Raw genomic sequence first — 25,215 nt, 5'->3', positions numbered from 1 at the left:
CTAAGCGCCTCCGTTTTCTTTTTCGAATTTTTCCATGAAAGCAACTAGAGCTTCCACACCTTCTTTAGGAAAGGCGTTGTATAGACTTGCCCGCATACCACCGACTGAACGGTGTCCTTTTAAGTTTTCAAAACCTGCGGCCAATGCTTCAGCGTTGAATTTTTGATCTAATTCTTCATCCCCAGTCACAAAAGGAATATTGGTAATTGAACGGCTATCAGGGTGAACCGGACTGGTAAATAAGTGTGATTTTTCGATAGCGTCATAGAGTAATTGCGCTTTTTCTTGGTCTTGCTGTAAAATCTCAGGCAGTCCACCTAAGTCTTGCAACCATTTGAAAACCAATTGTGCCATGTAAATCGCAAAAGTTGGGGGTGTGTTGTATAAAGAATGGGCGTTTGCTTGGACTTTATAATCAAGCATCGGTTCTTTTACTTCACATAAACCCAGTAGATCATCCCGAATAATGACGACCGTTAAACCTGCCGGACCAATATTTTTTTGCGCGCCGGCATAGATAATACCAAAATCCGCAACATTGTAATCATTGGCTAAAATATTTGACGACATATCGGCCACAATTGGGACATTGCCTGCATCCGGAATATTTTGGAAGGCTGTACCGACAATCGTATTGTTGGTAGTAATGTGCAAATAAGCAGCATCTTGATCAATCATATCCGGTGTAATTGTTGGAATATAACTAAAATTATCTGCCGCTGATGAAGCAATCACTTCAACTTCGATATTGTCTAAAGCTTTAGCTGCGGCAATGGCTTTTTTAGACCATGAACCGGTATTAACATATAATGCTTTTTTATTTTGCGCTAAATTTAAGGGGACCATTGTAAATTGCAGACTGGCGCCGCCTTGTAAGAATAAAACATGATAATTATTCGGAATATTCATTAATTCTCGTAAGCGTTTTTCAGCGTCTTTAATAATTGCATCAAAAAGGGAGGAACGATGACTCAACTCCATCACGGACATACCGCTACCTTTGTAATCCATAAACTCGGATTGGGCCTGCTTTAAAACGGGTGTGGGTAATACGGCAGGACCGGCTGAAAAATTGTAAACAGTCATAGCTATTCTCTCCTTTGAAAAAGTAATTTTAACTCTAAATGAGTTATCGCTTATTGTAACAGATGAATTTCAGCATTTAAAGGTATTTTTCAGAAAATTGCAAATAAACAACACCTAACAATTCTACGTTAGAGTCAAGAATACAGCATGATAAGTGAAAATAATCACAAATAATTCGATTGAAATAACGAAATATTTTAAACTTTTTTTCAAATATTATTTGACATTTGCCACAGAAATTTCGTTGTTAATGTGTAAGGGCGCTACTTACAAAAAAATGCTTTTGAAATCGGCCGTAAAAGCATAAGTTACCACAAAAATAGTTATTCTAAGGAGGAAAACAAATGAAAACACATGTTAGTACCAATTTAGCCGTCACTTTTTTAGAACCAGGGAAAGAGCGTCTGACCAAACAAAAATTTAACAATAGCATTGAAAATCCCGTTGAAGCAGATGTCTTAACATTTGGCCGTGCTTTTAGCCAATTATTGCCAGAAGATGTGGCTTATAACAGCGTGATTGAAACAAAAGAAGTCGAATATACCGAGTAATCATTATTACGCAAAAAAGACGTAAAAATTTAAGCAAGAATTTTAAAGGAGGAAAACCAAATGAAAAAACTACATTTAACCTTTTTGAACAGTGAAGGAAAGAAACACAAAATGATCCCCCGTATTGCCAATGAAAACTTAAGTGCACAAACCGTTCGTCAAGTGATGGAAGAAATCAGTGGGTTACCATTATTTGTCAAAAAAGATGTCACACTCTTTGTGGCACCTGCTAGTGCAAAATATGTCGAAACCATTGAAACAGAGCTTTTTGCTGAAGAAGTTTAAAACAGATGAATGAGGGACTGTAGAAGCGGATGATGATTGGAACGATCGTCTCTTCTACATCCCTTTTTGAATAAAAAATTTTATTCGTAGGAGGAGACTATGATTCCAAAACCAGTAATTATTGATATTAGTGAATGGCAACTACCCGAAGCCATTGATTACAAAAAGCTAGCTCAAAACATCGATGGTGCGATTGTACGGGTGCAATATGGCTCATTGCATCGTGATGTTCATTTTGAAACGCACCTTAAGAAATTGAAAGAGCATCAGATTCCAGTTGCAGTTTATGCGTGGGTAAGAGGAACGAGTCTAGCTGACATGCAACAAGAAGCAAGAGATTTTTACCAGCGGGCTAAAAGGTTTCAGCCAAATTTTTGGTGGTTGGATGTGGAAGAAAAATCTTATCACAATATGCGCAATGGATGTGAAAGTTACCGGCAGGAGTTAAAACGTTTAGGTGCCAAAAAAGTGGGTGTCTATATTGCCAACCATTTATATAAGCAATTCAATCTTGCGGTAGAAAAATTTGACGCGATTTGGATTCCCGCCTATGGGCAAAATAATGGCGGGTATGAAGGATTTAATCCGACTTGTACGAATCGCTATGACATTCATCAATATACTTCAAATGGACGTATTCCAGGTTATAAAGGGCCGCTGGATTTGAACCGATTAACGGGAGGCAAAGACTTTGCCACACTTTTTGGTAACAAGATACCAGCATCTGAAAACTCCAATTCCACGCCAGAAAATTCAGTTGAAAACAGTACAAAAGGAGGTTTGGCAAAAATGAAAACCATTACGTTAAATACAGCAGTTTATCTCAGAGAAAAAGCAGATACAAACGGGCAAGTGATTGCTTTGATGCAAAAAGGAGAAGGGATAAAATTTGATGATATTATTTTAAACCAAGGTTATTTGTGGGGCGTGCAACCGCGTACGAAAGGAAAGAAAGGTTACATTGCATTAGGAAAAATAACAAGTTATGGTGGCATAAAATAAAAAATAAGACTTGGATATCTAAATCCAAGTCTTATTTTTTGCTAGTAATCTAGCCATGATGACGTAAGGAATAACACTCTCCCCTACACGTTGACGGAAATCTTCCCCAAAATTTCCCTTAAATTTATTATAGTATAGGAACGCGATAAAGTTAAATAAAGTGACTTTCCTAAAAAAGATAAAATAATTGAGTAAAATGAATTTATTTGTTATGATACTTACAATTAGTAAGCTTGTTTAGAAGGAGAAATTTTCTCACAGATTTGTCGTAAAAATAAAAGTAAGAGACATTTTATTTAAAAAACAGATAATAAAATTTATTTGGCCGATTGTGCTTTTTATGACGTTATTAGAACTGCTCATGGAGGTAAAAAAATGAAGTATTTATATGATGCGGGTACCACAGGTGCTAAGAAGTTACTGCTCTTACATGGTACGGGTGGTGATGAAACGTCCCTTGTAGATATTGCCCGCTTTTTAGATGGTGGTTGTGAGATTTTATCGTTTCGTGGCGAAGTAGAAGAAGACGGGATGAATCGTTTTTTCAAACGTAATGGTTTAAATCAATTTGATTTAGTGAGTTTAGAAGAAGAAACCGACAATTTATATGAGGAGATTAAACGGGTTAGTAGTCAAAAAGGTGTACCGCTAAGTGACTGGATCCTAGTTGGCTACTCCAATGGTGCCAATATTGCGGCTCATTTATTACTCGAACGAGAAACAGAATTAACTCAAGGTATTTTTTTCCATCCCATGTCTTTAGGTGTCCACCAAGAAAAATTTTCTTTACAGGATAAGCGAATTTGGCTTTCCTTTGGTCAAGGGGATCCAATTGTTTCACCAGCATCTTTCAATGAATTGGCAACAGCTTTTGATAGTCGCGGGGCGGATTTAACAATTAAACAGACTAAGCAAGGGCATCAATTATCTGCTGATGAAGTAAATCATGCCCGTAATTGGTTACACAATATTTCTTTATAGCAGTAGAGGGCTACCATTTAGAAAATGGCAGTCCTTTTTTGATATGCTTTAATTGTCGTAATTTTCTGAATCGTTTTTTAGTATTTACTGAAATTTATTTCAGATTGTGCTAAAATAGCAAAAATATCAATTCCTTGTCAGAGACAGGTGAAATTTGTACTTAGGGGTGTAGTGGATGGAAAAAGGATATCGTATCGCCGTTGTGGGTGCAACAGGCGCGGTCGGAACAAAAATGATTGAGATGTTAGAAGATACTACTTTGCCAATTGCCAGTGTCAAATTGCTGGCTTCCAAACGTTCTGCTGGTAAAACCAGAGAATTTAAAGGCAAAACATTGACGATTGAAGAATTAGTACCAGATTCTTTTAACGAGGTAGATTTAGCGCTATTTTCAGCTGGTGGTGGGATTTCCAAAATCTTTGCCCCAGAAGCGGTAAAACGTGGCGCTGTGGTGGTAGACAATACCAGTCATTTCCGCATGGATCCAGACGTGCCCTTGGTGGTACCTGAAGTAAACCCTGAGGCTTTAAAACAGCACAAAGGAATTATTGCCAATCCGAATTGCTCAACCATTCAAATGATGGTGGCCCTAGAACCCATTCGCCAAAAAGCAGGCTTAAAACGCATTATCGTATCGACTTACCAAGCCGTTTCGGGTGCCGGTGCCAAAGCAATAGAAGAGTTAAAACAAGAAGCCACAGATTTACTTGCAGGTAAAACCAAAGAGGAATTAAATCCGCAAATTTTACCGGCTGGCAGTGATAAAAAGCATTATCCGATTGCTTTTAACGCACTCCCACAAATTGATGTCTTTGCTGAAGACGATTACACTTATGAAGAGTGGAAAATGATTAACGAAACGCATAAAATTATGGCAGATAATGCAATCAAAGTGGCAGCAACCTGCGTCCGTATTCCCGTTGTTAGCGGCCACTCGGAATCGATTTATCTTGAAACAGAAAAACAACTAACACCGCAAGCGGTAAAAGATTTATTAGCACAGGCTCCCGGAGTAACATTACAAGACGATCCAAGCCAACAAATTTATCCGCAAGCGCTAAATAGTGTCGATCAAAAAGCTACTTTTGTCGGACGCATTCGTCGTGATTTAGATGTGGAAACCGGCTTACACATGTGGGTTGTTTCAGACAACTTACTAAAAGGTGCAGCATGGAATTCGGTTCAGATTGCCGAAACGCTACACGAAATGAATTTGGTTCGCGTCCCAAAATAAATTAGAAAAATTACTTAGCATTTGGTCACAAGTCGCTCATCCATTCTTTAAGCTACGATAGGAGTTTAAAGAATGGATGAGCGACTTGTGGCTTTTCTTCTAAAGAAAAAGAACTTAAGAAAGTTTTAGTGCAAACCGCTTCCACGAGAATTTAGCAGTTTGCCGCAACTTTTTGTAGCGTTATAGTGTATAATGGACAGTGGCGAGTTGGGCACAGAAAAGTAAATAACTATTTATATAGAAAAAATTTTGAGAGGTGAATGTTTTTGAGTAACATCAAAATCATTCCACTAGGCGGCGTTCGTGAGAACGGTAAAAATATGTACATCGCCGAAGTGGAAGATGATATTTATGTATTAGATTGTGGGTTGAAATACCCTGAAAATGAATTACTGGGAATTGACACGGTCATTCCTGATTTTACCTATTTAGAAGAAAATGCAGATCGCGTTGTCGGAGTCTTTTTAACCCATGGACATGCGGATGCGATTGGCGCATTGCCTTACTTTTTGGAAAAAGTAGAGGTTCCTGTTTTTGGTACGAAATTAACAATTGAATTGGCAAAAATTGGTGTTCACAAAAATGAAGCCACAAAAAAATTCCGTGAATTTCACGTTATTGATGAACATACGGAAATTGACTTTGGCACAACCACAGTGGGCTTTTTTAGAACGACCCATTCCATTCCCGACTCCGTTGGAATTACGTTAAAAACCAAAGTAGGAAATATTGTTTATACTGGCGACTTTAAGTTTGATCAAGCGGCAGTGCCAATGTATCAAACAGACTTTGCCCGTATTGCTGAAATTGGCAAAGAAGGAGTTTTAGCACTTTTGAGCACTTCAAGCAATGCTGAAAATCCAACACCTGTCGCTTCTGAACGACAAATTGCCGATGAAGTGTACGACACGATTAAGTATTGGGAAGGGCGCATCATCGTTGCCGGTGTCGCCAGCAATTTACAACGGGTACAACAAGTTTTAAACGCAGCTTATCGTTGCAACCGGAAAGTCGTTTTAACCGGGCAAGATTTTGGTCGGATTATTCGGACAGCGATGAAATTAAACAAATTAGAAGTTCCGGATGAAGATTTGTTTATTACCCAAAAAGAAATGAAAAACTATCCACCAGAAGAAATTATCGTCTTAGAAACTGGCCGAATGGGAGAACCGATTAAATCTTTACAACGAATGGCCAATGGTTCACATCGGACACTGCGGATTCAAGAAGGCGATTTGGTATATATCACCACGACGCCAACAACCGCAATGGAAACCACTGTGGCAAAAACAGAAGATATTGTCTTTCGAGCTGGCGGCACAGTGAAACAAATTTCGGATAATATGCGGGTTTCAGGCCATGCTAATCCTGATGATTTACAATTAATGTTAAATCTTTTGAAACCAAAATATTTGATTCCCATCCAAGGGGAATATCGACAACTTGCTGCCCATGCTGAGCTAGCGCAATTAACTGGAATTCCTTTGAAAAATATCTTTATTACAGCTCGTGGTGATATTTTAGAATATAAAAATGAGCAAATGATTCAAGCGGGTTCGGTTCCAGCGGAAAATGTCTTGATTGATGGCATTGGTGTCGGCGATATTGGCAACATCGTGTTACGGGATCGCAAGATTTTATCAGAAGACGGGATCTTTATTGCGGTGGTCACCATTAATCGGCGGGAGAAAAAAATCGTTTCTTCCCCTCAAATTACTTCCCGTGGTTTTGTCTACGTTAAAGCCAGCCGCGATTTAATTCGTGAAAGTGCCGAAATGGTCAGTGAAATTGTAGAAAAACATTTGCAAGATGAAGAATTTGAATGGAGTAAATTAAAACAAGACATTCGGGATCGTTTAAGCCGTTATTTGTTTGAACAAACAAAACGTCGCCCCGTTATCTTACCGGTTATTATGGAGTCTTCCCAACGCCAAAAAAGAAGATAAGCAAAAATCACTGAAACCAAATAAAAGGTTTCAGTGATTTTTTTTGTATGTTTGAAGGGCTATAAGTTTTGACAAGAAAGCCAAACCAACGCAATACTTTTGTAAATTTGGGCTGTATACTTGAGAACTGCAGTCTAGTTACAAAACATTTCTTATTTTTTAAACAAAATCTATGAAATCTTTCTGAAAAACGATTATACTATTTTAGTGACGCTTTTTGATCGCAAGATAGCTGTCTGAGCAACAAGTTTTATTTTCTAATAAGGGGAGTTTTACATGCATACATATCAAGAAGATAAAGTGGTTCAAAAAAATCGCTGGTGGATTTTAGTTGCAGTTTCGATGTTTACTTTTATGTCCACTTTGGATGGGAGTATTGTCAATATTGCCTTACCGACTATTTCAAAAGATATGCAAGTACCAATGAATCAATCTGAATGGATTGTTTCGATTTATTTAATGATGGTTTGTGCCTGTTTATTGTTATTCGGGAAAATTGGGGATAGCTGGGGCAAAATTAAAATTTATCGGATTGGCACGTTAATTTTTGTGATTGGCTCTTTACTGTGTGGATTTAATCATTCGTTGGCTTTCTTGTTGTTTGCCCGTGTAATTCAAGCGTTAGGTGCTGCGATGACTATGGCGACTAATACAGGGATTATTACAGAAGTTTTTCCAATGAATGAAAGAGGTCGGGCACTGGGAATGATTGGTGCTTTTGTTTCTTTAGGATCTATTGCCGGTCCTGGTTTAGGTGGTTTGATTTTAGCGCATTTTTCATGGGCTTATATTTTTTGGATTAATGTACCGGTGGGGATTATTACTATGGTGATTAGTGAAAAATTCTTACCAAAAGATATTACATTAAGCGCGCAAAAAATTGATATGGGTGGTTTTGCTGCGATTGCGGCTACAATCATGACCTTTTTTGGCGGGGTCTTTTTAGGACAAGAACATGGCTTTTTAACCCCGATTCCTTTAGTATTATTTGCTTTGGCAATTATTAGTTTTATAGTCTTTTTATATGTGGAAAAGAAAGTTAAATTACCTTTAATTACTTTTAGCATTTTCAAAAATAAAGTATTTACCATGAGCTTAATTACGGCATTGCTGATTTTTTCTTCCAACTTTTTTGTCAATGTCGTGATTCCATTTTACTTACAAAGCGCTCGGGGTCTTTCACCTAGTTATGCTGGGCTTTTAATGATGGTTTTTCCATTTCTAATGGTGATCGGTTCTCCTTTAAGTGGGTATTTAACAGATAAAATCGGACCAGAAATTTTAGTTTTAATTGGCTTAGGAATGTTGTCGGTTACCCAGTTGATGTATATGTTTATGCATGCTGATTCACCATTGTGGTATTACGTGATTGCAACTGCTATCATGGGATTGGGGAACTCATTATTCCAATCCCCGAATAACACGATGGTTATGAGTAGTGTCACCAAAGAAAATCTGGGGGTAGCGGGTAGCTTGAACTCTTTTGCCCGTAATTTAGGGATGGTTATCGGGATTTCAATGGCAACGACAATTTTATATGATGCCATGAGTTCTAAAATGGGGGAACGCGTAACAACCTATATTGCCAACCGGCCAGATGTCTTTATTTATGGGATGAAAATTACTTTCCTAGGTTCCTTTTTACTTTGTTTAGTGGCGCTGCTTTTGACGCTTTATCGCGTGAAAAAACAAGGAGGCATCAGAAAACATGTCTAATGCAGTGGAAGAATTTTTAATCGCAAAAAATGTACCCTTTGAAAGTTTTACTTTTGATGTAAGTGATGAAGAAAATGGTCGCGCAGAAGCTGAAAAATTACAGTTAACTGTGACGACAATTTACAAGACTTTGGTTTTAAAAGGAAACAAAACAGGAACGGTAATTGCTTTAGTTCCTTTAGATGGGCGGTTGGATTATAAAAAAACCGCCAAAGCTTCGGGTAATCGTAAAGTTGGCTTTCCGCCAATGGAATATGTCTTAGCAGCAACTGGATATCCTCATGGTGCGAATACGCCAATCGGGATTTTCATGCAACATCCAGATTATGTTCAAATTTTTGATACCAGTATTTTGGCACATGAAGAAGTGATTGTTTCCAGTGGGGAATTAGGTCACAGTGTTAAAGTCCAGGTGAATGACTTGCTGACATTAATCGCACCGATTCAAGCAGATATTTTATCGGCTTAATCTTTGGGAGAAAAACAGCTATCCTTTTGCGCTTTTGGCATACAGGATAGCTGTTTTTGTTTTTTACATGATTACTTGGCTGTCCGCAATGCATAAGAGTCGAGCAGAATACGGGCCATAATAGAAAGCGGCAGGCGCGAGCGTACCTCATAATCTGGAAAAAAGGAGCCTTCTGATTTAAAGCCAATAAAAGGAATTTCGATATATTCTATTAAAGAAGAGTGGCGACTAGCAGTAAGTAGCACTGTGCCAATTTCCGCTTCGTAACAATTTTTAGCCGCAACTACCAATTCTTCAGTTTCGCCATTTAAGGAAACAAAGATAACAACATCTTCTTTGGTGAGTTTACGGGAAATATTGCGAATAATATTAGGATCGGTATGAAGTTCACAATATTTATTAGTAAGCTGCAGTTTGACCATCATTTCTTGGGCGATTAATTCAGAAAAGCCGCGGGCAAAAATCATAATCCGCTTAGCTGCGTGGATGCGTTGAATTGCATCTTCAATATTGCCGATTTCAATCATATTAATAGTCCGAATAACCTCTTGTTCATTTTTTAAAATAGCCATTTTAATACCTTCATCGATTTTGTCCAAATGGGAGAAATTGATGTTGGTATTTTCTTTTTCTTTTAAAGAATGTTTGAAAGCTGTAAAACCTTCGTACCCTTTCTTTTTCATGGTACGGACAATAGTCGCAGTCGAAACATTGGCTAATTCGCTTAATTTAACAATGGAATAGTGAGGGATATTTGTTATATTTTTTTGAATGAAATCCCATAAATACTGTTCTGATTCACTTAATCGTGGGTCCATGAGGATATCCTTTCCAATTAGTAGTTGTTATTATTGTAACTTTATATCAAACTGATGTACAGCGCTTACTAAAAGTGAAAAATTTTTCAGCTATTCCCAACATATCTGAAAACATTTACATAGTTTCCTATTGCATAATAAGGATGAAAGGAGGGGCAAGATGATTTATACATGTACCTTAAACCTAGCAATAGATCTATTTATTGAAACTGATACGATGCACCCGCATACTGTTAATCGCACGCAAGATGATGACATTCAAGCCAATGGCAAAGGGGTTAACGTTTCATTAATTTTAAAACAATTGGGAATAGACAATACCGCATTAGGCTTTCAAGCCGGTTTTACCGGACACTATATCAACGATTTTTTAAAGGAAAAAGCAATCAGCACTCATTTTATTGAAGTTCCCGGTATGACGCGGATTAATGTTTTTACTCAAGTAAACGAAACTGGCGAAGAATTTAAATTAGTCAATAAAGGGCCGGAAATTCCTGCCGAAAAAATTACTGAGTTTTTGCAAACGCTAAAAAAAATACTGCAACCAGGCGATTATTTATGTGTTTCAGGCAGTCTGCCGCAAGGAGTATCACCTGAAATTTTAGTAGCTATCAGCCAAATCTGTGACGAAAAAAACGTCAAACTCATTATCGACAGTAGCTATAAGGAAGTTTTAGAATGTCTACCTTATAAACCTTTTTTGCTAAAGCCCAATGAAGAAGAATTAGCTGCCTGGTATGACGTCCAATTACAAACAAAAACAGATTACTTGGCTTATGCCAAGCGTCTGATAGCAGCGGGGGCTCAAAATGTTTTACTTTCTTTAGGCGGGGATGGCGCCATATTTATTAGTAAAGAAATGGTTTTAATCGGAAATTCACCCAAAGGTCAAGTAGTCAATACTGCTTGTGCGGGGGATACATTACTCGCTACGTTTCTTGCAGGCATGATTAGTGATCAGCCACCAGCAGAAACCTTGAAAAAAGCTATTGCTGCTGGTAGTTCAACCGCTTTTCGTAAAGGGTTGACGGATTTCTCTGATGTAAGTCAGCTGGCAGAACAAATTAAAATTGAAACACTTAAAAGTAGCGACGTGGAAGTTTCAGTCTAAAAGCAATTAAAAAAGATAAAAAGAAATGAGGAGAGTATAAAATGGCGAAATATCAAATTATTGCAGCAACAGGTTGTCCGACAGGTATTGCCCACACCTATATGGCTCAAGAAGCCTTAGAGCAAGCCGCAAAACGCAAAGGAATTACAATTAAAGTGGAAACACATGGACAAGTAGGGGTCGAAAACGAGCTGTCTCCTGAAGAAATCAAAAATGCCGATGCCGTTATTATTGCAGCGGACAAAGATGTTCATGCCGAACGTTTCGCCGGTAAACGAATTATTGATGTCTCTGTTAGTAAAGGCATTAAAGAAGCCGATCAATTAATTGATGATGCTCTTGCTGGAAAAGGAAAAATTTCTGCACTTGCCAATACTATCGAAGAAACGCCTACAGAGTCTGGTCAAATGAATTTGGGTCGTAGCATTTATAAAAACTTGATGAATGGTGTTTCCCATATGTTGCCTTTTGTTGTGGCTGGTGGGGTAATCATTGCCGTTTCTTTTGCCATTTGGGGTGTTTACTCTTTTGATCCCAACGATCCAACCTACAATGCAACGTCTGCTATGTTCAAATCAATTGGCGATGCGGCGATGGGGATGATGGTGCCCATTATGGCAGCTTATATCGCAGAAGGAATTGCCAAACGTCCGGGTTTAGTTGTCGGTTTTGTCGGCGGTCTATTAGCTAATTCTGGTGGAGCTGGTTTTCTAGGTGGGATTTTTGCCGGTTTCTTAGCTGGATACTTTGTTTTATTATTGCAACGTTTGTTAAAAGTTTTACCAAAGCAATTAGATGGTTTAAAAGCAATTTTCTTATATCCGGTGATTGGTGTTGCTGTCGTTGGTACAATCATGTCATTAATTGCTGGTCCGATGAAAACTGTTAATGAAGGAATGATGAGCTTTTTATCAGGCTTTGAAAATTCTTCACCATTAGTGTTAGGAATTATTGTCGGGTGTATGTGTGCTTTTGATATGGGAGGTCCCGTCAATAAAGCTGCTTATGTTACAGGTACAGCGTTGTTAGCACAAGGAAACAGTAGTTTTATGGCAGGTGTTTCAGCAGCTTGTATCGCACCGCCTCTTATTACAGGTTTTGCAACATTGTTCTTTGGCAAATATTTTGAAACTAATGATCGTAATGCCGGCTTGGTTAACTTTATCTTAGGTTCTACACATATTACAGAAGGTGCCATTCCTTTTGCTGCTAAAGACCCGTTGCGTGTGTTACCAACGATGATGTTAGGTTCTTCTATTGCGGCTGTTTTAACGTATATGTTTGGTGTCCAAGTCCCTGCACCCCATGGCGGTTTTCTCGTATTACCAGTAGTTGATGGAAAATTACAATGGGTATTTGCCATCTTAGTTGGTTCTGTTGTTGGGGGCGTCATTCTCGGACTAATTCAAAAAAGCCGCGTAACAAAAGAAGCAACCAAAAAAGCAGAAGCCAAAATCGAAGTACAAGCGTAATGAAATAAAAGCTGCAGGAAACTGCTGCAGCTTTTTTAAGAAAGGTGAAAACCATGAGTTTAATCAAAACAGACCATATTTTTTTAAAAGAAAATTTGACTACCCAAGATGAAGTTATGCACTTCTTAGCTGCAAAAGCTACTGCATTAGGACTTTCAAATGACGAAAATAAAGTATATGAAAAATTATTAGAACGCGAAGCAGAAGGGACTACTGGTATGATGGATGGTTTTGCTATTCCCCATGCTAAAGATGCCAGTATTAAAGATGCTGATATTCTCATTGTGAGTTTGAATAAGGCAATTGATTGGCAGAGTTTAGATGGGAGCCCAACAGACTTTATTATTGCACTATTTATTCCCGACTCTGAAGCTGGAACTACGCATTTAAAACTTTTATCCAGTGTGGCCCGTCTTTTAATGCATCAAGATGTAACCAAAGGATTAAAAGCTGCTACGAACCCAGAAGAAATCGCAGCATTATTAAACAGTAAATTAGCAGAAATTTAAGGAGATTTTTTATGACAACAGAAGCAAAAAAAGCCTTTATCAAACAATTAAGTGACAAAAATGGCGTGATTTCCGCACTCGCCATCGATCAACGGGGCGCTTTAAAGAAAATGATTAATAAGTACCAAGATACAGAAGCGCAAGGTGTTCAAATTGAAGATTTCAAAAAAATTGTCTCCTCTGAATTAACCCAATATGCTTCTTCTATCTTACTTGACCCAGAATATGGTTTACCAGCAGCTAAAGTAAGAGCTGAAAATGCTGGGTTATTATTAGCTTATGAAAAAACAGGATATGACGCTTCAACACCTGGTCGCTTACCTGACATCTTGTCTATCTGGTCGGTTAAACGTCTTAAAGAAGCAGGGGCTGACGCTTGTAAATTCTTGCTTTACTACGATGTGGATGAATGTGATGAAATTAACGACCAAAAGAAAGCTTTCATGGAACGGATCGGTTCAGAATGTGCGGCGGAAGATTTACCATTCTTTTTAGAGCTCGTTTCTTATGATGCCAATGATTCTGACGCCAGCACTAAAGAATATGCTGTGAAAAAACCGCACAAAGTTATTGAAATGATGAAAGAATTTTCTAAACCACGTTATGGCGTCGATGTATTGAAAATGGAAGTACCAGTTAATATGAACTATGTGGAAGGTTACGCTAAAGGCGAAGTGGCGTATACCAAAGAAGAAGCAATGGCTTACTTCAAAGAACAATCAGAAGCAACGAATCTACCATTTATCTTCTTATCAGCCGGTGTTTCGGCAGAATTATTCCAAGAAACATTGAAATTTGCCAAAGAGGCAGGTTCAACTTTCAATGGTGTCTTATGTGGTCGGGCAACTTGGGCCAATGGGGTGGAATCGTTCATTACAGGAGGAGAAGAAGCTGCTAAAGAATGGATGCGTACACAAGGACGCAAAAATATCGAAGAACTAAACGAAGTACTACAAGCTACAGCTACACCCGTTAAATTCTAAGAAAAAAATTGGGGAACCGTCAATATTTGACGGTTCTTTTTTATTATTGCCACAAATGGATAACATTTTGAGAGAATTTCAAAAAATGTATCCGTATAAAATTATTGTAGCCCGTGTATTTCTGTTACAGCAATTATAAACTGAGAGAGGTATAGAAAAATTTCTGTTCACTATGTTTTTTTTCGTGCTTTTTTCTGTTTAAGTCTGTTACAATAGAAAAGTGAAAACTGTATTAGTTTTATTTTGTCTATTAAGGAGGAGCATCAATGAAAATCACTTATCACAGTCACTCTGTAATCGCTATCAAACTGGATGATGGTACTGATTTATTATTTGATCCGTTTATCACGGATAACCCTAAAACAGATTTAGTCGCAGAGAAAGTAAAAGCAGATTATATTTTAGTGACACATGGACATAGCGATCATGTTGGCGATATGGTTCCCATTGCCAAAAATTGTGATGCCACGATTATTGGAATGGTGGAATTGTGTACTTTTGCAGAAAAAAATGGTGTGAAAAAGACACATGGAATGAACATTGGTGGGAAGTTTGATTTTCCTTTTGGACAGGTGAAAATGGTCCATGCTCAGCATAGTGCAGGTTATGAAGTAGATGGTCAAATGCTGTATTTAGGCGAACCTGCTGGCTTTATTATTCAAGCGGAAGGCAAGACAATTTACCATGCCGGTGATACTTCAAATTTTGGTGATATGGCGCTCTTTGGTGAAGCTTTTAACATCGATGTGGCTTTTTTACCAATCGGAGATAATTTCACTATGGGGCCAAAAGAAGCAGCTTCAGCGGCTAAACGATTAAAAGCCAAACAAGTAGTCCCTATTCACTACAATACATTTCCATTAATTGAACAAGACCCGCAAGCTTTTGTTGCTCTTTTACCAGCTGGTGTGGGCAAAGTGATGACAGTGGGGGATAGCTTTACTTTATAAAAGAAACCACGCAATTAATAAGCGCTGGATAGAAAATTTTACACCATAACTAGGAGTGGGAAAATGGCAACAAAACATGATTTGATTTTGGCTCACATCGAAAGCTTGCCCGTGGGGGATAGAATTTCGGTGCGGGGCATTGCTAAAGCGCTGAATGTTAGTGAGGGCACGGCTTACCGCGCAATTAAAGATGCAGAAAATATCGGGTTAGTTTCCACAATTCAACGCGTCGGCACCATTAGAATTGAACGGAAATTAAAGAAAAATATTGAACGATTAACCTTTGGCGAAGTTGTCCAAATTATTGAAGGCGACGTTTTAGGGGGCAAAGCCGGATTAGATAAGGTTTTGCACAAATTCGTAATTGGTGCTATGAAAGAAGACGCAATGGCGCGTTATATCACACCGGGTTCTTTAATGATTGTAGGGAACCGCGAGGGCGTGCACCGTTTAGCCTTAAAAGAAGGCGCTGCAGTTTTAATTACTGGTGGTTTTGATACCACCAATGAAATTTGTCGGTTGGCCGATGAAGTTGAAATGCCGATTCTGCGCACCACCTATGACACTTTTACCGTTGCGGCAATGATTAACCGTGCCCTAAGTGATCAATTGATCAAAAAAGATATTATGCTCGTAAGTGATATTTTCACGCCTTTAGAGAAAACATCTTATTTGGATATTTCAGCCACAGTGAAAGATTATAAGCGCTTAGCAGAAAGCACAACTCATTCACGTTTTCCTGTAGTGAACAAAAATATGCGTCTGGTAGGTATTGTGACGCCCAAAGATATTTTGGAAAGACAAGATAATCAAGCGATTGAGCGCGTAATGACCAAAGAAATCAGCTATGTAAAACGCGAAATGAGTGTGGCTTCGGTTAGCCATCAAATGATTTGGGATGGCTTAGAAGTAATGCCGGTGGTATCAGATGATTTAGGTTTAGTCGGATTAGTTTCCCGACAAGATGTGATGAAAGCCATGCAATTGGTGCAACGGCAACCACAGATTGCCGACACTATTTCCGATCAGATTACCGGTGATATCCAACTTGTGGATCAAGATAATGAGGGTAATAAGCTTGAAAAACCTTATTATACTTTTACAGTTACACCGCAAATGGTCAATGAGGTGGGGACGATTTCTTTTGGCGTGTTAAATGAAATTGTTGCCAATGCCGCTAAGCGCGCTTTGTTACAACAACAACGGCGTAATACGTGGATTGAACAAGTGAATTTACATTATTTGCGACTCATTCAATTAGAAAGTAAAATCGCGATTCACACGCGCATGTTGGAATTAGGACGGCGCAGTGCCAAGTTGGAAATTGAAGTTTATTTAGAAAATACATTAGCGGCGTTGGCAATTGTTACTTGCCAAGTATTGGAACGTCCATAAGTTAAGGTGAGAAAATGAATATTAGACACGAAATTTTAAAAGCAATCGAAGAATATGATCGAATTATTATCCATCGCCATATGCGCCCAGATCCTGACGCATTAGGATCACAAGTAGGACTAGCTGAAGTGTTACGGGCCAGTTTTCCCGCAAAAGAAATTTATCAAGCTGGTGGCCCTGTTGAAGGATTAAATTATTTGGCAGAAATGGATGAAGTGCCAGATGAACTTTATAAAGGGGCACTAGTAATTGTTACCGACACAGCAAATTCGCCGCGAGTGAGTGATCAACGATATGCTAAGGGGGCAAAGTTAATCAAAATTGATCATCATCCTAATGATGAGCCTTATGGTGACTTAGTGTGGGTCAACACAAAAGCCAGCAGCTGTAGTGAGATGATTGCCGACTTTGCTTTTTCATTTCCCGATATTTTAAAAATTAGTGTAGAAGCTGCACGTCTTTTATATGCGGGGATTGTTGGCGATACGGGACGCTTTTTGTACCCGGCAACGACTTCTTATACGCTGGAAATTGCCGGTAAATTATTAGATTTTGGCTTTGATGCAGCGAAATTAAATCGCGAGTTGCAACAAATTTCGTTAAAAGTGGCGAAACTTTCTGGTTATGTTTACGAAAATATTGAAATTGACGACAATGGTGCAGGACGCGTTATTTTACCGCAAACGTTATTGGATGAATTTCAAGTGGTGGATTCAGAAACGTCGCATGTCGTCTCTTTACCTGGCACAATTGATGTTACGCTAGCATGGGGGATTTTTGTGCAACAACCTGAAGGCTATTATCGGGTACGGTTGCGTTCAAAAGGACCGGTTATCAATGAAATTGCGAAACGTCATCATGGTGGTGGGCATCCGTTAGCCAGTGGGGCCAATGCCAAAGACTTGGCTGAAGTTGCTGAAATATATCAAGAAATTCAGGCAGCTTGTCGCAATTATCGGCAGCAGTAAATAAATAGAGTGCTATCAAAAAATACACTTTCTAAACTAACCCGTTATCACAACACTTGCTGTGGAGGAGGGCCAATGTTAGAAAGTGTATTTTTTCCTGTTGAAATTTTGGGGAAATATCCGTATTTAGACTAGTCTAAATCTAAACCTAAAGCAGTATTATAGGCTTGTTCATTATGTTCACATTGATCCATACCTTGTAATTCGTCTGTCTGGGAAACACGTAAAGGCATGAATCTTTTTATAATGCTAATAATGATATAACTCATGGTACCCGCAAAGGCAATCGTGATAAGGATACTTAATATTTGAACGATAAATAAATTAGACTGTCCAAAAATTAATCCCGTCTGACCGCCGATGGCAGGATCTGCAAGGATACCTGTCATAATGCCGCCGAAGATTCCACCGATTCCATGACAGCCAAAGGCATCCAATGCATCATCAAAGCCAAGTTTTTCTTTCACGAAGCTAATTCCGTAGTAACAGACTGGACTAACGAGTAAGCCGATTAATAATGCTGATTGAATCGAGACAAAACCTGCCCCTGGTGTAATTGCGACTAGACCAACAACAGCGCCGGTACAAGAACCCACAATTGATGGTTTACCATGGCGTATTTTTTCTAAGCCCATCCATGAAAGCATCGCTGCAGCAGCTGCTGTATTTGTTGTAAGTAAAGCGTGAATGGCCAGGCCATCTGCGGCTAATGCACTACCAGCATTAAAACCGAACCAGCCTAACCACAATAAACCTGTACCTAAAACAACAAAAGGTATATTGTGAGGAACATGGCCGCTTTCTTTACGCTTACCAAGTACAATTGCGAGCACTAAACCAGAAATTCCTGAACTAATATGAACGACATTGCCACCGGCAAAGTCCACTGAACCAAGTTTATCTAATAAACCGCCGCCCCAAACCATATGAGCCATAGGCGCATAAACTACGATTAACCAAGCCGCTAAAAAAAGAAAAATCGCCGAAAAACGCATTCTGCCTGCCACCGAGCCAGTTAAAATAGCAGAAGTGATTAAAGCGAACATCATTTGAAAAGCAGCAAAAAGTCCTTCGGGGATGCCATCTCCTTTTGTCATAGAAACATTTTGGAAAAATAATTTATCCAAATTACCAATGAATAATCCATCACCACTAAAAGAAAGGCTGTAGCCAACTAAAACCCAGATGATAGAGGCAAGTCCCAAGGTACAAATCGACATCATCATAGTGTTTAAAATATTCTTTTGTCGAGAGAGTCCACCATAGAAAAAAGCTAAAGCAGGGGTCATAATGAAAACTAAACCAGTACAAATGACAATAAAAGCAACATTCCCAGTGTTCATATGCATTCCTCCATTTCTTTATGTTAGAAATCGTAACACGGTTTTTCGGGTATTACCAGTATTTCGTGGCAATTTCACAAATTTTCTGAAAATTAATCACTATTCGTGTTAGGAAACTTTACATAAAATAGAGAATCGAAACTAATGCCACCAATTTGACGATAAAAAAGCACCTTATCAAAGGAAATCGCTCCTTTAATAAAGTACTTAAGAAAATTTTTACCAGCAAACTTTTTATGATAGTGAGATTAGCCCCGTAAATCATCTAAAAATTCTGTTTTGCCAGCCGTCTTTTCATCTTTCATTTTGATAACTTTTGCCGGAGAACCAGCGACGACAGCGCTTTTTGGAACATTTTGCGTTACGACAGAACCGGCGGCAACGACAGCCCCTTGCCCCACGCGTACACCTTCTAAAACGACAGCATTTGCGCCAATTAAAACATCATCTTCTATGACAACTGGATCAGCAGAAGGTGGTTCTAAAACCCCTGCTAAGACAGCACCTGCGCCAATGTGTGCCCGTTTACCTACGGTTGCCCGCGCACCTAAAATCGCACCCATATCAATCATGGTTTCTTCACCTACTACGGCACCAATATTAATGACAGCTCCCATCATGACAACTGCATTTTTTTCAATCACCGCTTCATCACGAATGAAAGCACCTGGTTCAATTCGAGCCTCAACTTTGGTGAGATCTAGGAGGGGAACGGCTGAATTGCGGCGATCATTTTCGAGATAAAGATCTTCAATTTTTTCTGAGTATTTCTGTAAAAACTCTTGAATATCTTGGTTGTCACCAATTAGTACCCATGAATTGTAATCTCCGAAAATTTTTATTTTATCATGGCTTAAACCGCCAAAATTACCTCGTACATAAGCTTTGACGGGTGTTTTTTTCTCTGCATCTTTAATATATTTTGCAAGAACATACGGGTCAGTAAAATGTAAATCGGACATAAAAAAACCTCCTGGTAAATAATTTTAAGCTAATAAATCCTGCATACTGTATAAACCGGCATTTTGGTTGATTAAAAATTCAGCAGCCTTCATGGCGCCATTGGCAAAGATATCCCGGGATAAAGCGGTATGTTTAAATTCTAGAATTTCATCAGGCCCGGCAAAAATTACCGTATGCTCCCCAGGAATAGTCCCCCCGCGAACAGCATGAATCCCCATTTGATTGAAGTCATTTTCCAAATCGTTACCTGCTCTGCCAAAAAGATATTCTTTTGGTGAAGTAAGTGACTGGTTAATACTGTCAGCCAATAATAAAGCCGTTCCACTAGGTGCATCTTTTTTCTGGTTATGATGTTTTTCGACAATTTCAATATTAAAATCACTTTCTAAAGCTGGGGCAGCTGCTTGTAATGCTTTTATTAAAACATTAATGCCTAAAGACATATTGGCAGAATAAAATATTGGAATGACCTGACTGGCTATTGGGAACATGGCTTTTGTATCAGCTGATAAACCAGTAGTTGCCACCACTAAAGGTAATTCTTTGGTCACACAATTTTTAATTAAAGTGGAGACTGCACTATAATGAGAAAAATCAATTACAACGTCTGCTGTTTGCGCAACTTCCTCTAAGGAGGCATAAACGGGGAAAGCAGCATTTTTTTGCGGTGTGTGATCAATACCGGCCACAATTTCAAAGTCCAAATGTTGATCAATCAGCTTTTGCAAGACTTGACCCATACGACCATGGCAACCACTTAAAATCACTTTTTTCATGAAATACTCCTCTCATAATTTATTAAAAGATTGTTCAAAAGAGACAAGCTGAACCAAAAGGAACAGCCTGTCTAAAGATTATCCCTACTTACTATTTTACTGTGCTAACTTCTAGCAAAAAAGTAAATCTTTTATCTTTATTACTAATTAATTCAAATTAATCCATGATTTTTCATGGCTGTCTTTAATAATTGTAACGTGTCGTCCTCTGGTTTGTCTAATGGCAGTCGATAATTCATTTCACATCTGCCTAAAAGGCTGACCGCTGCTTTAACGGGGACTGGATTAACTTCTTTAAAGAGGGCATGAATTAAGGGCAATTGTTGGAGCTGCATTTTTTTTGCATTCGCTATATTGCCATCAAAAAAATCATGAACCATCTGGGTTGTTTCACTAGGTAAAATATTGGCGATTGTGGAAATTACACCCGCTCCCCCCACAGAAAGAAAAGGGAGAACTTGATCATCATTCCCAGAGTAGACGGCAAAATTCTCATCGGCCAGCGTACAAATCTCCACCACTTGAGAAATATTGCCACTGGCTTCTTTAATCCCTACGACATTGGGTAGTTCTTTTAATTTTGCTACCATACTGGGGGTCAAATTCATGCCTGTTCTGCCGGCAATGGAATAGAGAATAATAGGGATATTGACGCTCTTGCAGATTGCATCATAATGTTTGACTAAACTGCTGTTGGTCGCTTTGTTGTAATAAGGCGTAACCACTAGTAAGCCGCTAGCGCCAACTCTTTCAGCTTCTTTTGATAAGTAAATGCCATGTTGTGTATTGTTTGAGCCGGTACCAGCGATAACTGGAACACGACCGGCTGTTTGTTTGACAACTGTTTCAATGACAGCAATATGTTCTTCATCTACTAAGGTAGAGGCTTCTCCGGTTGTGCCGCAGGCGATGATAGCGTCGATGCCTTTTGCAATTTGCCACTCCACTAATTGTTTCAACTTATCGAAATCTACCGTTCCATCTGCTTTCATTGGGGTAACAAGCGCAACGCCAGCTCCTTTAAAAATTGCCATATCAACACATCCTTTTTTTAAATATTTACTTTCACAGTGTTTCTGGGTAAAATAGAGAGAAATTAAGAAAATATTCAGAAAATATTTTTTATACGGTATTTATCACTATTTACAAAATAATATACTATAATGTCAAGAAATAGCAAAGGTTATTCTCGATATAATGAATATTTTTGCAATGTTGTAAAATTATGAGCTTCAAAAGAAAATCTGTTAGCGCATAAACTACTAACAAAATTCAATCATCTGATTCTCTTGAACAAATAAAATTTCTTAATGGTAAAAAGGTAAATAAAATCTTTTGCACGAGTGTGAAAATAGAAAAAGGGATGATTCAAATGGAGATACGTGAAGAGATTCAGGCACTATTACCAGAAGTAACCAAGTTTCGCCAAGATCTGCATCAAATTCCAGAATTGGGATTACAAGAATTTAAGACTTGTTACTATTTGAAGCAAGCTTTAGCTAGTTTAGGAGTAAAAGAAGTTCATGAAGTGCTTGAGACAGGGTTAGTTGCGGTCTTTGCCAGTGATAAGCCGGGAAAAACATTAGCCTTTCGGACAGATATTGATGCTTTACCCGTGACAGAAGAAAGTGGTGTCCCCTTTTATTCACAGCATAAAGGGCGGATGCATGCATGTGGTCATGATGGTCACATGGCGACAATGTTAGGCTTTGCGAAATATTTAAGCGAACATCCTGAAAAAATTAGGGGTACGATTGTTTTGATTTTCCAACCAGCAGAAGAAGGCCCTGGTGGTGCACAATTAATGATTGATGCAGGGGTCTTAGATAAATTTGGTGTGGAACAAATCGTAGGTTTACACGTTTTCCCCGACTTTGCTGAAGGCGTGATCGCCTGTAAAAAAGGGGGCATGATGGCGCGTAATGGTGAAGTAAATATCACAGTCTATGGGAAAAGTGCCCATGGTGCCCAACCGCAGCAAGGGGCAGATGCTATCTTAGCGGCTGCAGCGATTATTCAAGGTTTACATACGATTGTTTCCCGCAATTTAAGTCCTCTTGATTCTGCCGTTTTAACTTTTGGTGAAATTCATGGTGGCGATGCGATGAATATTATTCCCGGAAAAGTAGAACTTCACGGTACAACACGGGCCTTTTCTGATACAGTTTACGATACGTTAACAACACGGGTAACGACTTTAGCAAGTGAGATTGCTAAAGCTTACGATTGCTATGCAGAAGTCGATTTTAACCATATGTATCGGGTTGTAAAAAATGATGCGAAAATGGTGGAAGCTTTAAAAGTTGTGGCAGGAGATAGTTATGTTACTTCACCGCCATACTTATTAGCAGAAGACTTCTCGATGTTTCAACAAAAAATTCCCGGCTTATTTTTCTTTGTCGGTATAAAAAATGAAGCAAAAGATTACGTCTATCCACTTCATAGTAGCAAGTTGCGTTTTGATGAAAAAAATTTGTTGGGCGGGATTCAGTGCTATGTGGACTTAATAGAAGTGTTAAATGAGGAAGGTGCGTGAAGAAATGTTTCCACAGCAAAATAAAAATGGCCATTTGTATTGGGGAAATTGCGATACTGTTGCATTGGCTCAAAAATACGGAACGCCGTTATATGTCTATGATGAAAATTTGATTCTAAAAGAATGCCAAGCATTAAAAGATGATTTTTTAGATAAATATCCTAATACCCGGGTAGCATATGCCAGTAAAGCTTTTAATACAATTGCGATGTTGCAATTAATTAAAGATGCCGGTCTTTCTTTAGACGTTGTCTCTGGTGGCGAATTATATACCGCAATCGCTGCTGATTTTCCGGCGGCAAGGATAGAATTTAATGGAAATAATAAATCAGTAGCCGAACTGGAAATGGCAATTGACTATGGTGTCGGACGTATTATTGTGGACAGCTTACAAGAAGTCGCCTTAATTCAGCAGATTTGTCAACAATTGGGTAAAAAGGCACACATTATGTTTCGCATTACCCCAGAAGTCGATGTGAAAACCCATGCTTTTATTTCGACAGGACAAAAAGATTCCAAGTTTGGCATCCCTTTAGAACCAGCAGTTTTATATCCGCAAATTGAAAAAGTTTTTCAAGCGGAAAACTTGGAGTTTTATGGTTTTCATTTTCATGTTGGCAGTCAATTAAGTGATAATGCTGCCCATCTTGCTGCAACTCAAGTAGCGTTAAATCTAATGTTGGAAGTTAAAAAGCGTTATAACTATCAGGTCAAAGAATTAAACTTTGGGGGCGGCTTTGGTGTTTGTTATACCAAAGAGGATATCCGCCAACCGTATCGCTACTTTTTAGATCCTATGATGGAACTCACGGCAGCTTTTTGTTTAGAAAATGATTTGGTGCGTCCAGAAATTGTGATTGAACCCGGACGTAGTATTGTAGCGGAAGCAGGAATTACGCTTCATACCATTGGTGCAATTAAAGAGCTACCCGGTTTAAGAAAATATGTCAGTATTGATGGCGGTATGACCGATAATATTCGTCCTGGACTTTATCATGCGCAATATACGGGTGTCGTCGCCAATAAAGTTGATGAAAAACCAACGCAAAAAGTAACGATTTCGGGAAAAGCGTGTGAGAGTACTGATTTATTGATAAAAGATTTACCGGTTCCTGACGTTTGCGCCGGCGATATTTTTGCCACTTTTACCACTGGTGCCTATGGCTACTCCATGGCCAGTAACTATAATAAATTACCTATCCCAGCAGTAATTTTTACAAAAGACGGCCAAGCAGAAGTAGTGGTGAAAAGACAAACTTATGCGCAAATGATTCAAAATGAAGTAAAAAGATAAGGGCGTGATGAGATGCAAATTCCTTTTGTAAAAATGCAAGGTGCTGGCAATGATTTCATTGTAGTTAATAACCTTGAACTGAAAATGAGTGCCGCAGAGTTAAGTGACTTAGCTAAAGGGGCCTGTCGTCCGCGCTTGTCATTAGGGGCGGACGCAGTCATGGCGGTTGATAAAGCGCAAAATGGTGGTGATTTTCGCATGCGTTTTTTCAACGCTGACGGCTCTGAAGCGGAAATGTGTGGCAATGGCGCCCGCTGCATTGCACGTTATGCCTATGAAAAAAATTTAGCACCGAAAAATATGGTCATGGAAACGCTGGCTGGTGAGGTTTTAGCCTGGCGCTTAAGTCAAGCTAGCTACAAAGTTCAATTAAATCCGGTCACAAAATTTTTGGTAAAAGAATTTGAAGGAAAGATAGTTTACTATGTAGAACTAGGTGATCCAGCTATTCCTCATTTGGTGATGCCAATGACAGATTTAGCCAAAAAAGATTTGAATAATCTACGTGAATTGGCTCAAAAGTTACGTTATTGGGATGAATTACCCAAAGGCGCAAATGTTAATTTTTATGATAACAAAGCTGAAGTGATTGTCCGTACATATGAACGGGGGGTAGAAGATTTTACACTAGCTTGCGGTACAGGTTCAGCCTCAGTGGCTTATGTGGTCAAGCAAATAGAAAAAAATGCTGAAAATCCCGTTGCATTAACCGTGTTAGGTGGTAAGCTAGCAGTAGAAGTTCAAAATGAACAGCTTTTTCTAACGGGGCCTGCTACTTGGATAGCAGAAGGCAATTTAAGCGAAGAAGCACTTCATTAAAAAATTCA

General features: G+C 38.8%; 24 protein-coding genes. 18 read left to right on the top strand and 6 right to left on the bottom strand.

The annotated features are described in order from the left end of the window. Entirely contained in the window at positions 1-1,086 is a 1,086-nt protein-coding gene (gene serC, locus RK01_RS07950) for a 3-phosphoserine/phosphohydroxythreonine transaminase (RefSeq protein ID WP_016172779.1), read from the bottom strand. A 344-nt stretch (positions 1,087-1,430) separates the two neighbouring features. Between serC and RK01_RS07945 the strand changes: the two genes are divergently transcribed. The 8 genes from RK01_RS07945 (at position 1,431) to RK01_RS07910 (ending at position 9,270) form a co-directional block, all read left to right on the top strand. Then, positions 1,431-1,637, top strand: coding sequence for a hypothetical protein (locus tag RK01_RS07945; protein ID WP_016172778.1), 207 nt, complete (start codon positions 1,431-1,433; stop codon positions 1,635-1,637). A gap of 60 nt (positions 1,638-1,697) precedes the next feature. Continuing rightward, entirely contained in the window at positions 1,698-1,922 is a 225-nt protein-coding gene (locus RK01_RS07940) for a DUF2922 domain-containing protein (RefSeq protein WP_016172777.1), read from the top strand. A 99-nt stretch (positions 1,923-2,021) separates the two neighbouring features. Continuing rightward, entirely contained in the window at positions 2,022-2,924 is a 903-nt protein-coding gene (locus tag RK01_RS07935; RefSeq protein WP_016172776.1) for a GH25 family lysozyme, read from the top strand. A 375-nt stretch (positions 2,925-3,299) separates the two neighbouring features. After that, positions 3,300-3,905 carry an alpha/beta hydrolase gene (locus tag RK01_RS07930; protein ID WP_016172775.1) on the top strand — a complete coding sequence of 202 codons (606 nt, stop codon included), beginning with the start codon at positions 3,300-3,302 and terminating at the stop codon, positions 3,903-3,905. A gap of 175 nt (positions 3,906-4,080) precedes the next feature. After that, entirely contained in the window at positions 4,081-5,139 is a 1,059-nt protein-coding gene (locus RK01_RS07925) for an aspartate-semialdehyde dehydrogenase (protein ID WP_016172774.1), read from the top strand. Positions 5,140-5,405: 266 nt separating this feature from the next. After that, entirely contained in the window at positions 5,406-7,085 is a 1,680-nt protein-coding gene (locus RK01_RS07920) for a ribonuclease J (RefSeq protein WP_169391354.1), read from the top strand. Positions 7,086-7,361: 276 nt separating this feature from the next. Beyond that, complete coding sequence (locus RK01_RS07915; RefSeq protein WP_016172772.1) at positions 7,362-8,801, top strand: MFS transporter; 1,440 nt, start codon at positions 7,362-7,364, stop codon at positions 8,799-8,801. After that, positions 8,794-9,270 carry a YbaK/EbsC family protein gene (locus RK01_RS07910; RefSeq protein ID WP_016172771.1) on the top strand — a complete coding sequence of 159 codons (477 nt, stop codon included), beginning with the start codon at positions 8,794-8,796 and terminating at the stop codon, positions 9,268-9,270. The genes RK01_RS07915 and RK01_RS07910 overlap by 8 nt, the downstream gene beginning before the upstream one ends. A gap of 71 nt (positions 9,271-9,341) precedes the next feature. On the opposite strand, the gene RK01_RS07905 is transcribed toward RK01_RS07910, so the two are convergent. After that, complete coding sequence (locus tag RK01_RS07905) at positions 9,342-10,088, bottom strand: MurR/RpiR family transcriptional regulator (protein ID WP_016172770.1); 747 nt, start codon at positions 10,086-10,088, stop codon at positions 9,342-9,344. A 160-nt stretch (positions 10,089-10,248) separates the two neighbouring features. Here RK01_RS07905 and pfkB point away from each other — a divergent pair, with 160 nt between their 5' ends. From pfkB to RK01_RS07870, 7 genes are all read left to right on the top strand, one after another. Further along, positions 10,249-11,199 (top strand): 1-phosphofructokinase, encoded by a 951-nt coding sequence (gene pfkB / locus RK01_RS07900; protein ID WP_016172769.1) that lies wholly within the window; start codon positions 10,249-10,251, stop codon positions 11,197-11,199. A gap of 41 nt (positions 11,200-11,240) precedes the next feature. Further along, on the top strand, positions 11,241-12,671 hold the full coding sequence (locus RK01_RS07895; protein ID WP_016172768.1) for a PTS fructose transporter subunit IIC: 1,431 nt from the start codon (positions 11,241-11,243) through the stop codon (positions 12,669-12,671). Between the two features lie 53 nt (positions 12,672-12,724). Beyond that, on the top strand, positions 12,725-13,180 hold the full coding sequence (locus RK01_RS07890; RefSeq protein WP_016172767.1) for a fructose PTS transporter subunit IIA: 456 nt from the start codon (positions 12,725-12,727) through the stop codon (positions 13,178-13,180). 11 nt (positions 13,181-13,191) lie between these two features. Further along, on the top strand, positions 13,192-14,163 hold the full coding sequence (gene lacD / locus RK01_RS07885; protein ID WP_016172766.1) for a tagatose-bisphosphate aldolase: 972 nt from the start codon (positions 13,192-13,194) through the stop codon (positions 14,161-14,163). 266 nt (positions 14,164-14,429) lie between these two features. Then, positions 14,430-15,113 (top strand): metal-dependent hydrolase, encoded by a 684-nt coding sequence (locus RK01_RS07880; RefSeq protein ID WP_016172765.1) that lies wholly within the window; start codon positions 14,430-14,432, stop codon positions 15,111-15,113. A 63-nt stretch (positions 15,114-15,176) separates the two neighbouring features. Then, positions 15,177-16,508, top strand: a complete 1,332-nt coding sequence (locus RK01_RS07875) for a DRTGG domain-containing protein (RefSeq protein ID WP_016172764.1) — start codon at positions 15,177-15,179, stop codon at positions 16,506-16,508. Positions 16,509-16,522: 14 nt separating this feature from the next. Further along, entirely contained in the window at positions 16,523-17,476 is a 954-nt protein-coding gene (locus RK01_RS07870) for a DHH family phosphoesterase (protein WP_016172763.1), read from the top strand. Between the two features lie 131 nt (positions 17,477-17,607). Here the strand turns inward: RK01_RS07870 and RK01_RS07865 are convergent, their stop codons facing one another. The 4 genes from RK01_RS07865 to dapA all read right to left on the bottom strand — a co-directional run bounded on the left by RK01_RS07865 (position 17,608) and on the right by dapA (position 21,592). Next, positions 17,608-18,819, bottom strand: coding sequence for an ammonium transporter (locus RK01_RS07865; protein WP_016172762.1), 1,212 nt, complete (start codon positions 18,817-18,819; stop codon positions 17,608-17,610). Between the two features lie 248 nt (positions 18,820-19,067). Next, positions 19,068-19,781: a 2,3,4,5-tetrahydropyridine-2,6-dicarboxylate N-acetyltransferase gene (gene dapD, locus RK01_RS07860; protein WP_016172761.1), complete on the bottom strand. Its 714-nt coding sequence runs from the start codon at positions 19,779-19,781 to the stop codon at positions 19,068-19,070. 24 nt (positions 19,782-19,805) lie between these two features. Continuing rightward, entirely contained in the window at positions 19,806-20,558 is a 753-nt protein-coding gene (gene dapB / locus RK01_RS07855; RefSeq protein ID WP_016172760.1) for a 4-hydroxy-tetrahydrodipicolinate reductase, read from the bottom strand. Positions 20,559-20,710: 152 nt separating this feature from the next. Beyond that, the gene (gene dapA, locus RK01_RS07850) at positions 20,711-21,592 is read right to left on the bottom strand and encodes a 4-hydroxy-tetrahydrodipicolinate synthase (RefSeq protein WP_016172759.1); all 882 of its coding nucleotides are present in this window, start codon (positions 21,590-21,592) and stop codon (positions 20,711-20,713) included. A gap of 338 nt (positions 21,593-21,930) precedes the next feature. Here dapA and RK01_RS07845 point away from each other — a divergent pair, with 338 nt between their 5' ends. The 3 genes from RK01_RS07845 to dapF are packed head-to-tail and all read left to right on the top strand — an operon-like array spanning position 21,931 to position 25,207. Next, complete coding sequence (locus RK01_RS07845; RefSeq protein WP_016172758.1) at positions 21,931-23,094, top strand: M20 metallopeptidase family protein; 1,164 nt, start codon at positions 21,931-21,933, stop codon at positions 23,092-23,094. Further along, on the top strand, positions 23,078-24,388 hold the full coding sequence (gene lysA / locus RK01_RS07840; RefSeq protein ID WP_016172757.1) for a diaminopimelate decarboxylase: 1,311 nt from the start codon (positions 23,078-23,080) through the stop codon (positions 24,386-24,388). Before RK01_RS07845 ends, lysA begins: the two co-directional genes overlap by 17 nt. Positions 24,389-24,400: 12 nt before the next feature. Further along, positions 24,401-25,207, top strand: a complete 807-nt coding sequence (gene dapF / locus RK01_RS07835; RefSeq protein WP_016172756.1) for a diaminopimelate epimerase — start codon at positions 24,401-24,403, stop codon at positions 25,205-25,207. Positions 25,208-25,215 lie beyond the last annotated feature (8 nt).

The organism is Enterococcus dispar ATCC 51266, from assembly GCF_000406945.1.
GTDB classification, from domain to species: domain Bacteria; phylum Bacillota; class Bacilli; order Lactobacillales; family Enterococcaceae; genus Enterococcus_C; species Enterococcus_C dispar.
This window is presented reverse-complemented; position numbering and strand designations above follow the sequence as displayed.

Excerpts from the sequence above, each read along its gene's own strand:
- RK01_RS07915 (WP_016172772.1), top strand. The coding sequence starts at position 7,362 with ATGCATACATATCAAGAAGATAAAGTGGTTCAAAAAAATCGCTGGTGG.
- pfkB (WP_016172769.1), top strand. The coding sequence starts at position 10,249 with ATGATTTATACATGTACCTTAAACCTAGCAATAGATCTATTTATTGAA.
- lysA (WP_016172757.1), top strand. The coding sequence starts at position 23,078 with ATGAGGAAGGTGCGTGAAGAAATGTTTCCACAGCAAAATAAAAATGGC.
- RK01_RS07910 (WP_016172771.1), top strand. The coding sequence starts at position 8,794 with ATGTCTAATGCAGTGGAAGAATTTTTAATCGCAAAAAATGTACCCTTT.
- RK01_RS07940 (WP_016172777.1), top strand. The coding sequence starts at position 1,698 with ATGAAAAAACTACATTTAACCTTTTTGAACAGTGAAGGAAAGAAACAC.
- dapA (WP_016172759.1), bottom strand. The coding sequence starts at position 21,592 with ATGGCAATTTTTAAAGGAGCTGGCGTTGCGCTTGTTACCCCAATGAAA.
- RK01_RS07930 (WP_016172775.1), top strand. The coding sequence starts at position 3,300 with ATGAAGTATTTATATGATGCGGGTACCACAGGTGCTAAGAAGTTACTG.
- RK01_RS07905 (WP_016172770.1), bottom strand. The coding sequence starts at position 10,088 with ATGGACCCACGATTAAGTGAATCAGAACAGTATTTATGGGATTTCATT.
- RK01_RS07895 (WP_016172768.1), top strand. The coding sequence starts at position 11,241 with ATGGCGAAATATCAAATTATTGCAGCAACAGGTTGTCCGACAGGTATT.
- RK01_RS07890 (WP_016172767.1), top strand. The coding sequence starts at position 12,725 with ATGAGTTTAATCAAAACAGACCATATTTTTTTAAAAGAAAATTTGACT.
- serC (WP_016172779.1), bottom strand. The coding sequence starts at position 1,086 with ATGACTGTTTACAATTTTTCAGCCGGTCCTGCCGTATTACCCACACCC.
- RK01_RS07925 (WP_016172774.1), top strand. The coding sequence starts at position 4,081 with ATGGAAAAAGGATATCGTATCGCCGTTGTGGGTGCAACAGGCGCGGTC.
- RK01_RS07875 (WP_016172764.1), top strand. The coding sequence starts at position 15,177 with ATGGCAACAAAACATGATTTGATTTTGGCTCACATCGAAAGCTTGCCC.
- dapB (WP_016172760.1), bottom strand. The coding sequence starts at position 20,558 with ATGAAAAAAGTGATTTTAAGTGGTTGCCATGGTCGTATGGGTCAAGTC.
- RK01_RS07865 (WP_016172762.1), bottom strand. The coding sequence starts at position 18,819 with ATGAACACTGGGAATGTTGCTTTTATTGTCATTTGTACTGGTTTAGTT.
- dapF (WP_016172756.1), top strand. The coding sequence starts at position 24,401 with ATGCAAATTCCTTTTGTAAAAATGCAAGGTGCTGGCAATGATTTCATT.
- RK01_RS07845 (WP_016172758.1), top strand. The coding sequence starts at position 21,931 with ATGGAGATACGTGAAGAGATTCAGGCACTATTACCAGAAGTAACCAAG.
- RK01_RS07880 (WP_016172765.1), top strand. The coding sequence starts at position 14,430 with ATGAAAATCACTTATCACAGTCACTCTGTAATCGCTATCAAACTGGAT.
- RK01_RS07870 (WP_016172763.1), top strand. The coding sequence starts at position 16,523 with ATGAATATTAGACACGAAATTTTAAAAGCAATCGAAGAATATGATCGA.
- RK01_RS07935 (WP_016172776.1), top strand. The coding sequence starts at position 2,022 with ATGATTCCAAAACCAGTAATTATTGATATTAGTGAATGGCAACTACCC.
- dapD (WP_016172761.1), bottom strand. The coding sequence starts at position 19,781 with ATGTCCGATTTACATTTTACTGACCCGTATGTTCTTGCAAAATATATT.
- RK01_RS07945 (WP_016172778.1), top strand. The coding sequence starts at position 1,431 with ATGAAAACACATGTTAGTACCAATTTAGCCGTCACTTTTTTAGAACCA.
- lacD (WP_016172766.1), top strand. The coding sequence starts at position 13,192 with ATGACAACAGAAGCAAAAAAAGCCTTTATCAAACAATTAAGTGACAAA.